The organism is Eggerthella hominis (assembly GCF_014287365.1).
Classification (GTDB): domain Bacteria; phylum Actinomycetota; class Coriobacteriia; order Coriobacteriales; family Eggerthellaceae; genus Eggerthella; species Eggerthella guodeyinii.
Genome location: NZ_JACOOA010000002.1, coordinates 632,932 through 647,489 on the forward strand (window position 1 = coordinate 632,932; position 14,558 = coordinate 647,489).

The following is a 14,558-nucleotide window of genomic DNA, read 5'->3' on the forward strand; positions in this document are numbered from 1 at the left end:
TTGCGGACAAGCTGGACGATACGCCGGCTTCGGAACGCGCTCCACACACGGCAGTGGGAGCGGCACACGGTTGGGCTGCGCACCTAAACAGGGGTTGGACCCACAACATTGTGGGGCTGGCACAGGGCTGGTTGGACAGGCGCGTACACGAAGCCGTACCATCTCCTGCGCAGAGGGGGGGGGGACGCCATGGGCGCCGACGAGGAACGGAGCGGCCCGAGCCGCACGCAGGTAACAGAATCATCGAGTGCCGTCACGGCGCTCGTCGCCATTGCGGCCTTCCTCCTGTTCGGGCTCAACAACACCGAGACGACCGCGCTTCCCACCTACGTCATGTCGCTTGGCGCCGGACCGTTCGTCGCCAGCTTGCAGAACAGCCTGTTCGTGCTGCTCGCCGTCCTCCTGCGCATCCCGCTCGAGCGCGTGGTGGAGCAGCGAGGAAGCCGCTTCGCCATGATCGCGGGAGCGTTGGGGTACACCGTGCCGTGCCTGGCCCTCGTCGGTTGCTCCGAGCTGTGGCAGGTCGTGGTCCTGCGCCTGGCGCAGGCGTTCGGGCTGGCGCTGTTCCAACCGAGCGTGGCGCAGTACCTCGCAGCCACCTCCCCCGCCTCCAAGCTGGGGAGGCGGTTGGGAATCGTGCGGTTCGCAACCACCGCCTCGCTGATGGCGGGGCCGGTGACCATCTTCCCGCTCATCGACGCGCACGGGTACGGGGCGTTCTTCGTCGCGCTCGCGCTTGTGGGAACGTGCGGCGCGGCCGTCGCCCTCGCGCTGCCGCGCGGGCGGGCGGCGGGAGCCTCGCGGCTCGCGGCTCCCGCGCCCCTCGCGCTCTCCGCGCCCCCTCCCCTGCGCCAGCGGGCGCTCCTCCTCGCCAGCCCGCTCCTGCTCGCATCGGGCTACAGCGTGGTCATGAACTTCGGCCAGACCCTCGCCGAAGAAGCGCTCGCGTCCTGCAACGACGGCATGCTGTTCGCGTTCCTCAGCACCGGAGGCCTCGTCGGCAGCCTCGTCGCCGGATGGGCGACCGATCGGTTCGGCGCGAAGCGCTCGGTGGGCTGCACCATCGCCGCCAACGGCCTGGGGCTGCTGCTCATGGCGCTGGGCCGCAGCCCCGAAGCGGTCCTCGCGGGGGCGTTCCTGTGCGGAGCGGGATACTTCGGCGCCACGGCCACGCTCGTCGCCGCCGCGGGCGCGTCGTCGGGCGGCGGCGCCGGCACGTTCCTGGCGCGGCAGCAAAGCGCGCTCGACCTGGGAATGATCGCGGGAGGGCTGCTGGCCGGAGCCATGATGCAGGGCGGCTTGCCGGTTTCCGCGACCTATCTGGCAACCTCGGCGGTCGCCGGGGCGGGCCTGGTCGCGTGGGGTATGATGTATCCGAACACGAAGGGGAAGCCGAAGCGCTAGGGGGAACGCATGGAAGCAATCAGCCTGTTCGTGCAGCCGAAGCCGCTGCTGAGCGAGACCATCGAACGCATCGTCGCCGACGGCACCCTGAAGGCTCGGGCGCTCGTGCTGAGCCCGGGGGATTACCTGTTCCGCGAGGGCGACGACATGCGCGAGACGTTTTACCTGACGAGGGGCCTGGTACGGCTGTACAGCGGCACGCCCGACGGGTACACCAAAACGGTGTTCTTCCACAAGGCGGGCACGCTCATCGGGTTCCAGGGATTCCGTCCCGAAGTCGACCGCAAGCCGTCCATCCTGAACGCGAAGGCCACCACGAAAGTCGAAGCGTTCGCCATCGACGCCGAGCGTTTCGGCGCCTACCTCAAAACGCACGGCGACGTGTGCTACGCCATGGCGCAATACCTGTTCGAGATGATGTCGCTGCAAACGCGCGAAGCGGTGAACGCCTCCGTGTACCCCGTGCTGCAGCGGTTCTCCGCGCTGCTGCTCACGCTGGCCCGCGAGTTCAACTCGGCGCAGGCGCCGGCCATCATCCCGTTCAGCAACGAGGAGCTGGCCGAGATGCTGGGCGTGCACGTGAACTCCATCACGAACTCCGTCGTGGCGCTGCGCAACGCCGATTGCGCCGAACGCCAACGCGGCGCGCTGGTCATCACCGATTTCAAGAAGCTCAAAAGCATCGCCGAAAATCTCATCGTGGAAAACTAGGCTCGCGGAAGCCCCCGACAGCCCGCCCGCCCCCTGCCCCGCCCGCCGTGAGGCAGGGGCAGGGGGCCGCTCCTTCTAGCTTGCGGGGCGGAAGAGGGCCAGCAGGCGATCCACGAAGCCCTGCGGCTCCGAGCCCGAGCCTGCGCCCCCGTCTGCGCCCCCGCCCCCGTCCGCGTCCGCATTCGCCTCCCCCGCCGCCTCCGCCGCGTCCGCGTCGTCGGGCTCCTCCACGCCGTCCACCACGTAGATGAACTGCACGTCGTCGACGGCGGTGTTCGACGGGTCGACGAAGGAGTGCGCCTGGTAGTCGGCGCCCAGCTTGTCGTCGATCGCCTGCTGCACCGCGTCGATGACCTGCTCGTCCATGCCGCTCACGGCCTCGGCGAGGTCGGCCGTGCCGGCGGACAGCTCGCGCGCGCCCGACGAGGCGCTCGCCGCGCCGCTCGCCAGCTGCACGGCCCCCGCAGCCGCCGACGACGCGCCCGCCGCCACCTCGCCCGTGCCGCCCGCCAGCGATGCCGCGCCCGCGCTCAAGCTCGCAGCCCCCTCAGCAAGCGCAGGCGCCTGCGTCGCGAGCGCATCGACGCCGCCGGTGTACGCCTCCACGTTGGCGGCAAGGTCCGCCGTGCCCGCCGACAGGCTCGCCGAGCCCGCCGCCGCCTCGGCGATGCCGCCCGACAGCGGCGCGTAGCTTCCCTCGACGGTGTCGAGCGCGCCGTAGGATCCGGCGGCCTGGCTGGCCTGGGCAAGCGCTTGCGCCGCGCCGTCCAAAGCGGCCACCGTCGCAGCCGTCGGATCGGCGTACGCCGCCGCCACGGCCGCCGCGTACGCCTCCTGCGCGGCCGCGTACTGCGCGGCGCCGACGGCGGCCTGGGCCTTCGCCGCCGCCACGGCCCCGAGAAACGACTGGTCGCCCGCTCGCAGCGCCTGCACGCCCGCATCGAGGTCGCCCGCCCCCGCGCGAACCAGCTCTGCCGCCGCGTCGAGCACCGCGCTGTTCGCGCTCACCGACGCGAGCCCGTCCACCGCCGCGCCCACGCCCGCTTGCAGCTCCTCCGACCCGCGCGCCAGCGAGCTGGCGCCGCCCGCAAGCTCCGTCGCGCCCGCCGCCACCTCGCCGGTGCCGGACGCGAGATCGCCCGAACCGCTGGCCAGCGACCCCAGCCCGCTTTCAAGCGAGGCCGCGCCGTCGGACAGCTGCGCGGTCGCGTCCTCCAGCTCGCCGGTCTTGTCGGACAGCTGAGCGGTGTCCTGTTCGGCCAGGTCGATGGCTAGGCCGAGCGGCATCGCGCTGATCTGCCATCCCTCGTACGAGAAGGCGCGCGCATCGCCCTCGATGGCGTACACGGCGCTCTCGCCCGGCAGCACCAGGTAGCTGATCACGGCGTTGTCGCCCACGTGGGCGACGGTCGCGCCGTCGGCGTCCTCCACTTTGAACGCGCTTTCCGGGAACGTCCCCTGCGCCTGCATGACGCAGCTTTCGGCGAAGTCCGCGAGCCCCGCGCCCTCCGCATCCCCGCCGCGCGCCGTCACCGCGAACTCGATGCGCAGCCGCCCGCTCTTCCCCGCCAGCTCGTCCGGCGCGATCTGCGCCCCGTCGAGGTAGTACGTCAACGAGACGTCCCACGGCAGCGGCGTCGCGGCGTCCATCTCGCCCTCGTAATAGAACGGCTGATCGGCCAACGTGCTCACCTGCACGGCGCCGTTCTCCTGCACCAGCGCATCGGTGGTGGTCAGGTTCTTCACCCGCGTGTAGCGCGCCGGGTCGTCCACCGTCTGGACGGCGCCCGTGTCGAACACGTTCACCACGTACAGCCCTTGCGTCGCCCCGTCGGCACCCGCCTTCACGTACACCACCTCGTCCTTCGCCGCCTCGGGCTCGACGCCCCACGCTTGGCTCACCTCCAACCCCGCCGTCGGCAACGCCAGCGCGCCGGCCAGCAGCGAGGCCGCCAGCGCGCATCCCGCTTCCTTACGCTTCTCCATGAGCACCTTCTCCTTCCAACGCGCTCGCACCCTTCGGCTCGCCCTCGTACACATGCAGGCCGAGCGAGGTGCGGCGAATGACTCCATCGAATGTTTTGAACAACCACGGCAGGAACACGAACATCATGAGCATGGACGTGAACGCGCCGCGCGCGATGAGCACGCCCAGCTCGGAGATCACGCCGTTCGAGGCGATCTGCCACACCGCCAGCCCCGCGAACACGAGGATCGACGAGGACGTGAGAATGGTCAGGGCCGCATGCTTCACCGCCGAACGCGACGCCTCGCGCGGCGTGTACTCGCTGCGGCGGTCGAAGTACTCGCGCGTGTAGATGATGGCGTAGTCCACGGCCGCGCCCAGCTGCACCGCGTCGATCACGAGGTAGCCGATGTAGTTCAGACTGTCGCCCAGGAAGTACGGCACGGCCAAGTTGATCCAGATGGCCACCTCGATGGCGATCAGCACCACGAACGGGATGGACAGGCTGCGGAACATGAGCGCCAGCACGAGGCCGATGGACAGCATGGAGAACAGCTTCACGCGCCCCGCGTCCTGCTGCACCGTGTCGCGCAGGTCGTACACCGACACCTCCGCGCCCGCCAACCGGTACGCGTCCCCGTACTGAGCCTCCGCCGTCGCACGCACCTGCTCCACCAGCGCGAACGCCTCGTCGCCCTCGCCTTCCACGTCGAGCGACACCACGAGGCGCGACCAGCCGCCCGCGATCACCTGCTCCACCGTGGACGCGGGCGCAACCTCCACCGGCAGCGCGCGCCCGGCCTCGGTCACGTACGACGTCACGCCCGTCACGTGATCGAGCGCCTCGAGATCGTCCGCAAGCGCCTGCTCGCGCGACGTGTCGCCCTCGGGCACCATCACCACCCAGGTGGCCGACGCACCGAACGCCTCCTCGATGCGCTCCTGCTCAACCGCGGTCTGGCTGCCCGGAGGCGCGAACCCGGAGGTGCCGTACCTGAAATCGGTGCGGCTCTCCGCCAGGTACGCCGGCACCGCCACGACGATCACCACCACGGCCATCGGCACCATGATGCGCTGGCACACGCGGGCGAAGCCGTCGAACGAGGGCATGAGGAACCGGTGCTCGAACCTGTCGATCCAGCGCAGGCACAGCAGCGTGAGACACGGCATGAGGAACATGACAGTGAGGAAGCTGAACAGGATGCCCTTCGCCAGCACGATGCCCATGTTCACGCCGATGCCGAACTGCATGACCGTGAGCGAGAGGAAGCCGAAGAACGTGACGGCCGCGCTGGACAGCACCACCGAGAAGCCGCGCTTCATCGCATGCGCCATGGCAACGTAGGGGTCGGCATACTCGCGCTGGCAGCGGCGGAACGTGTGCAGCAGCACGATGGCGTAGTCCATCGACACTGCCAGCTGCAGGATGGCACCGCATATCTGGCTGATGAAGGAGATCTCGCCGATCAGGAGGTTCGTCCCCATGTTCATCACGATGGCCACGCCGATCACCGTCAGGAAGATGACGGGCTCGAACCACGAATGCGACGTCAGCGACAGGATCACGATGATGATGAGCACCGCCAGCACCATGATGTAGGCGATCTCCACCGACGTGGAGCTTTGCGCGCTGGCGGTGTTCACGGCATCGCCCGACAGCGACACCTGCGACGCGCCCGCATCCTGGGCGGCCGCACGCGCCTCCTCGGTGGCCGTCACCCCTTTCGCCTCGTCGATGACCAGCTGGAACAGATACCCGTCGTCGGTCGCCCACGACGCCGTCACGTCCTCGTCCTGCACGGCGAGCGGCTTTTTCGTGTCCGCCACGCTGCCCAGCCACATCACCTCGTCCACGCCGTCGACGGCGGCCAGGTCGCGGGAAAGCTGCTCGGCCGTGGCCTGGTCGATGCCCTCGGCGAACAGGCGCGCGTTCGGGATGCCCCCGTCGAACGACTGCTCCATGTCGTCGAGCGCCTGCATCGACGGCGCGTCGGCCGGCAGGTAATCGGTCATGCTGTAGTTCACCTTAACCGCCGGGATGCACAGCGCGCACGCCACTGCCGCCACCGCGAACAGCGCAACCACCGCCTTGCGGTGGCGCAGGAACGCTTCGCAAAACTTGAGCATCATGCTCCCTTCGAACAGATGTTTCACGTGAAACACTCATACCACAGGTGATGCATACTCAACATTAGTACCGTTATACGTCATGTGTTGAATAATGAACGAGTATGCGATATGCTTTCGACCAGGGCAATACGCAATCAAGCGCCCGATCGTCGACTATTCGACACCGCGGGGGCTGTTCGTCGAAGAAGGTGAATCGTGTCGGAAGAAATCTTGACGCCCGGATGGCGTCGCGACATCAAAATGGATCGCCGCTCGCGGCGCACGCGCAACGCGCTGACGACGGCGCTCATGGCGCTTTTGAAGGAGCGCCCGCTCAAAAGCATCACCGTCACCGAGCTGGCCGAGCTGGCCGACGTGAACCGCGCCACGTTCTACGTGCACTTCCAGGACGTGTACGACATGTTCGACCAGGTGAAAGAGGAGTTCTGCAACATCTGCCGCGAGCTGGTGGACGCGCATGGCGAAGAGCTGGCGCGCAACGAGAACCGTCCGTTCCTCGAGGACATCTTCAGCTACTTCGAAACGAACGAAGACGCGTTCGCCATCGTGTTCGGCGACAACGCCGACGGGGCCTTCCTGGGAGACGTCATCGACGTGGTGCGCGACAGCTGCCTCACGGCCGTCGCGCCCCTCGAGGCCGTGGAGCGCCGGGAGCGCGACCAGGGCCTGACGCCGAACCGCGACCGCGCCCTCGGCATGGCGCTGTGCAACTACCAGTTCGACTTCATCGCCGGCGGCATCGTCAGCATGCTGAAAAGCTGGCTGGCCAGCGACCGCCGCGAGTCCATCGACACCATGGTCGCCCTCGCCGACAGCTACCTCAACGTGCTGGGCGAAGGCGTCCTCCAGCGCAACCTCGCGCTGGCCGAGCGCCCGTCGTAGCAAGCGCGGCGCCCCGATGCCCCAAAGGGAGCCGAACCCCTTCTAGGACATCTTCCAGAAGTCCCGGATGAGCTCCTGACGGTTCGCCTGACCGGATTTTTGCAGGATGTTGTGCACGTGCACCTTCACGGTGCTGGGCGACAGCTGCAACGACGAGGCGATGTTCTGATTGTCGTTACCCTGCAGGACGAGGTACAGCACCTCCCGCTCGCGCTCGGACAGCTGATGCTGCTTGCCGTACCGCATGAGCGTGTCGTTCAGCACCGCCTCGCGGCGCTCGCCGCCCGGCGCCGGCGGATGCTCGAAGCGCAACGCGAGGGTGCGGAACGCGTCGCGGCACGCCACGAACATGCAGACGAGCATCAACGCGTTCTCGGCGTAGTTGCGCTCGGACGTGAACGCCCACGGCCCGATGCCAAGCGTCGCCGGATCCACCACGAGGAAGAAAAGCACGTCCTCGGCCACCACCAACACGCCGAGCACCCACAGCGCCACGTACAGGCGCAGGTGGCGGCGCAGCCGCCCGCGCTCCACGCTGTCGTCCATCGTGCGGTAGCGATACGCGGCGAATCCCAGCATCCAGAACAGCAGCAGCGCGCGCAGGGTGTAGAACGTGAAGCGCTGCACGTTCCCCTCGGGAAACGCGATGAGCACCACCGCGCTTGCCACCACGAACACCACGCCGGGCACCGCCATGAGCGCGCGGCTCTTCTCGCCGAGCACCGTGCATACCACCAGCCAGAACGACACGAGGAACCCAGCGCCCGCCAGGATGGACGCGTACGAGCGCACCATCAGGTACGCGCTGGTCATCTGCGCATCGAGCCCCGGATACATGAGCTCGTCCTGCAACACCCAGGCCACGTCGAAGAAGTAGAACAGAAACGCGAGGAACGCGAACAGCAGCACGCGCTTGCGCGACACGAGGTACGCCGACAGGCACGCAGCCGAGGTGAGGACGGAAGCCAGCAGCACGATCAGGGTGAAATGGAAGAGCACGAACCCCACCAACAGACACTCCTTCGTCCGACGATGCAGGAAATCAATCGTTTCCCATCATATACGAAACGGTACGCCCCTGCGGTGCATGCATCCGATCACCTGCGGTTTAACTAGGTTGTAGTTCTCAGTCGCCGCATTTCGGACGCGCGCGGGCCGCTCGATAGACCCTGTTTAGACCTTTCTTTCGCCGTCGCCTCCCGGCAAGGTGTGATCGACGCGTCGTCATGCAGCACCTCTTCGCAAAGGAGTTCGTCAATGGACAAAAGAAAAGGGATCGGCCTGTTCGGGCTGATCGGCATGGTGATCAGCTCGTGCATCGGGTCGGGCGTGTTCGCCATCACGGGCCAGTTGGCGCAGGTCGCGTCCCCCGGCAGCGCGCTCATAGCCTGGGGCGTCGTGGGCGTGGGCTTCATGATGCTGGCGCTGTCGCTTGCCAACCTGGGTGCGAAGCGCCCCGACCTGCACGGCATCTTCCAGTACGCCGAGGAGGGCTTCGGCCCGTTCGCGGGCTTCATCTCGGGCTGGGGGTACTGGCTGAGCGCGTGGCTGGGCAACGTCGCCTTCGCCACGATGATGATGTCGACGCTGGGGTACTTCTTCCCCGCGTTCCTGCCGGGCAACACCGTTCCCTGCATCCTCATCGCGTCGGTCATCATGTGGCTGCTCACCCTGCTCGTCATCCGCGGCGTCGAGAGCGCATCGTTCCTCAACGCCATCGTCATGGTGTGCAAGGTGGCGTCCATCGCCGTGTTCATCCTGTTCACCCTGTTCCTGTTCAACGCCAACGTGTTCACGGCCGACTTCTGGGGCACGCTCCAGAACAACATGGCCTCCATGGGCGAGCTGGGCGCAGACGCGGTGGCCATCGGAAGCGTCGGCGACCAGGTGAAGAACTGCCTCATCATCCTCATGTGGACCTTCGTGGGCATCGAGGGAGCCACCGTCATGTCCTCCCGTGCCCGCAAGAAGAGCGACGTGGGCAAGGCGACCGTCATCGGCCTGATCTGCCTGCTGCTCATCTACATCAGCGCCTCGGTGCTGCCGTACGGCTACCTGCCCTACACCGAGATCGCCGCCATGAACTACCCGGCCATGCTCTACGTGTTCGACTCGATGGCCCCCGGCTGGGGCGGCGCGTTCATCTCCATCGCCATCATCATCTCCGTCATGGGGTCGTGGCTGTCGTTCACCATCCTGCCCGCCGAAACCACGTCGGACATGGCGAAACGCCAGCTGCTGCCCGCCGCGTGGGGCAAGATGAACGCCAAGAACGCTCCCCGGTTCAGCCTGCTGATCGTGGGCGCGTGCACCCAGGTGTTCATGCTCACGCTCATCTTCTCCGAAGACGCGTACAACTTCGCGTTCTCCCTCTGCACGGTGGCCATCGTCATCACCTGGACCCTGGCAGCCGCCTATCAAGCGAAGTACTCCGCTCAGAACAGGCAGATGGGACAGCTGATCATCGGCGCGATCGCGGTGCTGTTCCAGGTTGTCGGCGTGCTGCTGAACGGCTGGACGTTCCTGCTGCTCACCTGCGTCGGTTACATCCCGGGCTTCTTCGTGTACGCCAAGGCGCGCAAGGATCAAGGACGCGGCCTGACGACGGCCGAGAAGGCGGGGATGGGCATCATCTCGGCACTCGGCGTGCTGTCGCTCGTGCTGCTGTTCACGGGATTCATCAGCTTCTAGCACCGCATATCGCAACCTGTCACAACCGGGAAGGGACACTCCTATGCATATCGCAACCATTGGCGTTGAAGACTGGCTGAACGTCTGGGAGAAAAGCGCCACCTACGACATCGCGCAATCCACCATCTCGTCGATGACGATGGGCGAGATCCTCGCCCTGGACGACGAGCAAGGGGCCACGTTCTACGAGCGGCTGAACAAGGAGAAGATGAACTACGGCTGGATCGAGGGCTCGCCCGCGTTCAAAGAGGGGGTGGCCAAGCTCTACCGCTCGGTGGATCCCGACAACGTGCTGCAGACCAACGGCGCGACCGGCGCCAACTTGCTGGCGCTGCTGGCCCTCGTGGAGCCGGGCGACCACGTGATCGCCGAATACCCCACCTACCAGCCGCTGTACGAAATCCCCCGCACACTGGGAGCCGACGTGGAGTATTGGCACATCCGCCGCGAGCACGGCTGGAACCCCGACGTGACCGAGCTTGAAAAGCTCGTGCGCCCCGACACGAAGCTCATCTGCATCAACAACGCCAGCAATCCGCTGGGCACCGTGCTCGACGCCGCAACGCTCAAGCGCATCGCGGAAATCGCCGAATCGGTGGGCGCCTACGTCCTGTCCGACGAGGTGTACCTGCCCCTGCACGACACGGAATCGTACGTGTCGATGGCCGACCTGTACGACCGGGCCATCGTGACGAACAGCCTGTCGAAGACGTACTCGGTGCCGGGCGCGCGCATCGGGTGGACGGTGTCGAACAAGGAGCTGGCCGACCGCTTCCGCGTGTACCGCGACTACACGATGATCTGCGACGGCGTGTTCAACGACGCGTTGGCCGTGCACGTGCTGCGCAACCGCGACAAGGTGCTCGAGCGCAACCGCGCCATCGTCACGAACAACCTGGCCATCGCTCAAGAGTGGGTGGACAACGAGCCGCGCGTGTCCTGGGTGCCCCCGAAGGCCGTGTCCACGTCGTTCATCGAGCTGGATATCCCGATCGACGACGAGCGGTTCTGCATCGACCTGCTGCGCGACCAAGGGGTGCTGCTGGTGCCGGGAAGCCGTTTCGAGTTGCCCTGCGGCGCCCGTCTGGGATACTGCGCGCCCGAGCCCACGCTGCGCGAGGGCCTCAAGCGCCTCAGCGCCGCGCTGCGCCAGTTCGACTAAGCACGAAGCGCGCGCCGCTCGGCGCGCGCTTCGCTACGACGTCTTCCAGAAGTCCTGGGTGAGGGCCTGGCGATTGGGCTGGCCCGTCTTTTGCAGGATGTTGTGCACGTGCACCTTCACGGTGCTCAGGGCCAGGTGCATGGTGGACGCGATGTTCTGGTTGTCGTTGCCCAGCAGCACGAGGTGCAGCACCTCCTGCTCGCGCTCGGACAGCTGGTGGCGCTTGCCGTACACCATGAGGTTCTCGCTGATGCGCGCGTCCTGCACCTCGCCGCCGTGCATCGGCGGGCGCTCGAAGCGCATCGACAGCACCTGGAACGCGTCGCGGCACGCGAAGAATGCCAGGCTCAGCATCAGCACGTTCTCCATGAAGTTGCGCTCGGGCGCGAACGTGCGCGGCCACATGACGACGGAGTTCGGCTCGCACACCAGGAAGAAGCTCGCGTCCTCCAGGACCATGAGCAGCCCCACCACCCACACCAGCACGTACAGCCATCGATGACGGCGCAAACGATTGCGCTCCACCTCGTCTTTGCTGGAGAAGTAACGGAACCCGACATACAGCAGCATCCAGAACAGCAGCATGGCACGCGTGGTGTAGAACACGAACCGCTGCACGTTGCCATCGGGCAGCAACGTGAGCGCCGCGATGCTGCCCAGCACGTACACCACCCCCGGCACCACGCGCAACGCGCGGTTCGTGCCGCCGAGGTAGTCGCACAGCAGCAGCCAGAACGCCATGAGGCAGCCGCCGCCCGTCACCACGGACACCAGCGAGCGGACGATGGCGAACACGCCCACCACCTGCAAATCGCCCAGGAGGGCAAAGTCGTCCTGCAGCACCCAGGCGACATCGAAGAAGTAGAACAGGAAGCCGAACACGGCGAACATCATCTCGCGCCGATGCGACACGAGATAGGCCGACAAGCACGTGGCCGAAGCGAGGATAGAGGCAAGCATCACGAACAGCGTGTAGTAAAACAGCACGAACCCCACGAACGAGCACCTCGCTATCGTTTACCTCATGGCTTGCATCATATGCCATGATACACGAAATCGCGCACGGCGTTGCCCCGGCCCGAAAACGCGCCCGCGCACCCCGGCGGCCGCCGCCGGGGAATCATCTTCCCACCTGCGGTTTACGGGAGGTTTACCGCGTTCGCCGCTCCGCTACACCCGCAATCAATCTATCGCTAAATCTTGTTTACATCTTTCATTCGCCCGACGAGGGGTGCATGGTGGACTCAACGCGCCGAGCGGCTTAAAGGACCGCACGGCGACTTGGCGAAGATCGGTTCCCCCTTCACGAGGAACCGACGTAAAGGAAGAAGGAGGGTTGCACATGTCAGGAGTAAACGTCAAGAGCGAGATCAAGCCCTTGAAGAAAGTCCTGCTGCACCGCCCGGGTAAAGAGCTTCTGAACCTGACGCCGAACACGCTCGAGGAGCTGCTGTTCGACGACATCCCGTTCTTGAAGGTCGCCCAGGAGGAGCATGACGCGTTCGCACAGGCTCTGCGCGACAACGGCGTCGAAGTGTTTTACCTGGAAGACCTCATGGCTGAGGTTCTCGAGGCCAACCCCGAGCTGCGCGAGCAGTTCCTCAAGCAGTGGATCGAAGAGGCCGGCATCCGCACGGATCGCTACCAGAAGATCATCTTCGACTACATGCAGGAGAACTACCCCGACGCCAAGGACTTCGTGCTGAAGACGATGGAGGGCATCAACCTCACCGAGCTGCACACCGACAAGTCCAACTCGCTGGTGGACCTGGTTTCCGAGTCCTCCAAGATGGTCGTGGCCCCCATGCCGAACCTGTACTTCACCCGCGACCCGTTCGCGATGATCGGCAACGGCGTGTCCATCAACCGCATGTACTCCGAGACCCGCAACCGCGAGACCATCTACGGCGAGTACATCTTCACGCACCATCCCCTGCTCAAGGGCACCCCTGAGTACTACAGCCGCTACAACACGTTCCACATCGAGGGCGGCGACATCCTCAACATCAACGACAAGGTGCTGGCCATCGGCATTTCCCAGCGCACCGAGCCCGATGCCATCGACGCCATCGCGAAGAACATCTTCAACGATCCGACGAGCCCCATCGAGACCATCCTGGCGTTCAACATCCCGAACTCCCGCGCCTTCATGCACCTCGACACCGTGTTCACCCAGATCGACGTTGACAAGTTCACCATCCACCCGGGCATCATGGGCCCGCTGACCGTGTTCGAGATCACCGCCGAAGGCGACGGCATCAAGGTCAAGGAAGTGAACGGCACGCTGGAGAGCATCCTGGAGACCTACATGGGTCATCCGGTCGAGCTCATCCCCTGCGGCGGCGGCGATCGCATCGCGGCCGAGCGCGAGCAGTGGAACGACGGCTCGAACACGCTGTGCATCGCCCCGGGCACCATCGTGGTGTACGAGCGCAACGACGTGACGAACGCCGTGCTCGAAGGCAAGGGCCTCAAGCTGATCGTGGTCCCGTCTGCCGAGCTGTCCCGTGGCCGTGGCGGCCCGCGCTGCATGAGCATGCCCATCGAGCGCGAAGACTAAGCTTTTCCGCTACCACCGGTGGTTGCGCGCGACGTGCTCCGCGTGACCACCACCTTCCCCAGGCGCCCCCTGCGCTGAATCCGGTCCCAAATGGCGAACGAGAACCGGGTTCAGCGCAGAGGGCGTTCTATATTCTCCAGCAGCAGGCGCGCGACGGCGCGGGGCGATTCGGGGTTCTGACCCGTGATGATGCGGCCGTCCTGCATGGCGAACGACGCGAACGGGCGCTTCTTGCAGAACACGGCGCCGTGCGCCTTCGCCACCTGCTCGTTCCAGAACGGGATGGCGGCGCTCTTGCCGCTCAGGTACTCCTCCGCCGTGGTGAAGCCCGTGACGCTCTTCCCTTCCACGAGGTACGTGCCGCGATCCTGCACGAACAGCAGCCCCGCGATGCCGTGGCACACCGAGGCGAGGTAGCCGCCGTTGCCGTACACCTCGAGGCACAGGCGCGCAAGCCCTTCGCTGCTGGGGAAATCCCACATCACGCCGTGGCCGCCCGTGTAGTACAGGGCGGCGTACTCCCCCGCGTCCACGTCGTCGGGGCTCATCGAGCGCGCGAGCGCGCGCTCCTGGAAGTCGGGCGTGTGGTACAACGCGAACGTGGCCTGGTCGAGATACGCCGGCTTCATGCTGCGCGGGTCAAGGGGCACGAAGCCGCCGTTCGGGCTGACGTAGTCCACCTCGAAGCCGCGCTGGCCCACCTCGTCCACGAACTCGGCGGCTTCGCCCAGCCACAGCCCGGTGGCAGCGTGCTTCTCCCCGTACGTGGGGGTGTTGGTCAGGGCAATCAGGATCTTCTTCATCGTGGGCTCCTCCTCGACGCCGGGGCTGCGTTCGATCATACGGTGCGCGCGTCTCATCGATCATGCGCTTCGTCATCCGTAAGCGCCGCGTGGCCAAACGGCATACGGGACGCGACCGGTGCCTCGCGCCTCGCACCCCGCGCCGCTTCTGCCGCGCGCCTGAGCAACAAGTTGAGGCTGGCGATTCACGCATGTTCTGACCTGCGTTGATGCTAAGCTGGCGGATGGATTATCGAGCATCGAAGGGGA

General features: G+C 66.1%; 11 protein-coding genes. 6 read left to right on the forward strand and 5 right to left on the reverse strand.

Annotated features, from left to right (window positions below; all coding sequences use genetic code 11):
- Positions 1–189: 189 nt before the first annotated feature.
- Both H8S61_RS07440 and H8S61_RS07445 read left to right on the forward strand, forming a co-directional pair.
- On the forward strand, positions 190–1,404 hold the full coding sequence (locus H8S61_RS07440) for an MFS transporter (protein ID WP_186938519.1): 1,215 nt from the start codon (positions 190–192) through the stop codon (positions 1,402–1,404).
- A gap of 9 nt (positions 1,405–1,413) precedes the next feature.
- Positions 1,414–2,115: a Crp/Fnr family transcriptional regulator gene (locus H8S61_RS07445; RefSeq protein WP_160942169.1), complete on the forward strand. Its 702-nt coding sequence runs from the start codon at positions 1,414–1,416 to the stop codon at positions 2,113–2,115.
- Between the two features lie 75 nt (positions 2,116–2,190).
- On the opposite strand, the gene H8S61_RS17630 is transcribed toward H8S61_RS07445, so the two are convergent.
- Positions 2,191–4,101 (reverse strand): hypothetical protein, encoded by a 1,911-nt coding sequence (locus H8S61_RS17630; RefSeq protein ID WP_186938520.1) that lies wholly within the window; start codon positions 4,099–4,101, stop codon positions 2,191–2,193.
- Positions 4,088–6,211, reverse strand: coding sequence for an efflux RND transporter permease subunit (locus H8S61_RS07455; protein WP_186938521.1), 2,124 nt, complete (start codon positions 6,209–6,211; stop codon positions 4,088–4,090). The genes H8S61_RS17630 and H8S61_RS07455 overlap by 14 nt, the downstream gene beginning before the upstream one ends.
- A 195-nt stretch (positions 6,212–6,406) precedes the next feature.
- Between H8S61_RS07455 and H8S61_RS07460 the strand changes: the two genes are divergently transcribed.
- Positions 6,407–7,093, forward strand: a complete 687-nt coding sequence (locus tag H8S61_RS07460; RefSeq protein ID WP_015759845.1) for a TetR/AcrR family transcriptional regulator — start codon at positions 6,407–6,409, stop codon at positions 7,091–7,093.
- A 42-nt stretch (positions 7,094–7,135) separates the two neighbouring features.
- On the opposite strand, the gene H8S61_RS07465 is transcribed toward H8S61_RS07460, so the two are convergent.
- Positions 7,136–8,101 carry a helix-turn-helix transcriptional regulator gene (locus tag H8S61_RS07465; RefSeq protein ID WP_186938522.1) on the reverse strand — a complete coding sequence of 322 codons (966 nt, stop codon included), beginning with the start codon at positions 8,099–8,101 and terminating at the stop codon, positions 7,136–7,138.
- 249 nt (positions 8,102–8,350) lie between these two features.
- Here H8S61_RS07465 and H8S61_RS07470 point away from each other — a divergent pair, with 249 nt between their 5' ends.
- Together H8S61_RS07470 and H8S61_RS07475 are read left to right on the forward strand one after the other, a co-directional pair.
- On the forward strand, positions 8,351–9,784 hold the full coding sequence (locus tag H8S61_RS07470) for a basic amino acid/polyamine antiporter (protein WP_154333270.1): 1,434 nt from the start codon (positions 8,351–8,353) through the stop codon (positions 9,782–9,784).
- Positions 9,785–9,827: 43 nt separating this feature from the next.
- Positions 9,828–10,946 carry an aminotransferase gene (locus tag H8S61_RS07475; RefSeq protein WP_186938523.1) on the forward strand — a complete coding sequence of 373 codons (1,119 nt, stop codon included), beginning with the start codon at positions 9,828–9,830 and terminating at the stop codon, positions 10,944–10,946.
- A 33-nt stretch (positions 10,947–10,979) separates the two neighbouring features.
- Here the strand turns inward: H8S61_RS07475 and H8S61_RS07480 are convergent, their stop codons facing one another.
- Positions 10,980–11,942, reverse strand: coding sequence for a helix-turn-helix transcriptional regulator (locus H8S61_RS07480; protein WP_160942174.1), 963 nt, complete (start codon positions 11,940–11,942; stop codon positions 10,980–10,982).
- 346 nt (positions 11,943–12,288) lie between these two features.
- Here H8S61_RS07480 and arcA point away from each other — a divergent pair, with 346 nt between their 5' ends.
- On the forward strand, positions 12,289–13,506 hold the full coding sequence (gene arcA, locus H8S61_RS07485; protein ID WP_015759840.1) for an arginine deiminase: 1,218 nt from the start codon (positions 12,289–12,291) through the stop codon (positions 13,504–13,506).
- 110 nt (positions 13,507–13,616) lie between these two features.
- On the opposite strand, the gene H8S61_RS07490 is transcribed toward arcA, so the two are convergent.
- Positions 13,617–14,348 (reverse strand): type 1 glutamine amidotransferase domain-containing protein, encoded by a 732-nt coding sequence (locus tag H8S61_RS07490; protein ID WP_255466505.1) that lies wholly within the window; start codon positions 14,346–14,348, stop codon positions 13,617–13,619.
- Between the last annotated feature and the right edge of the window lie 210 nt (positions 14,349–14,558).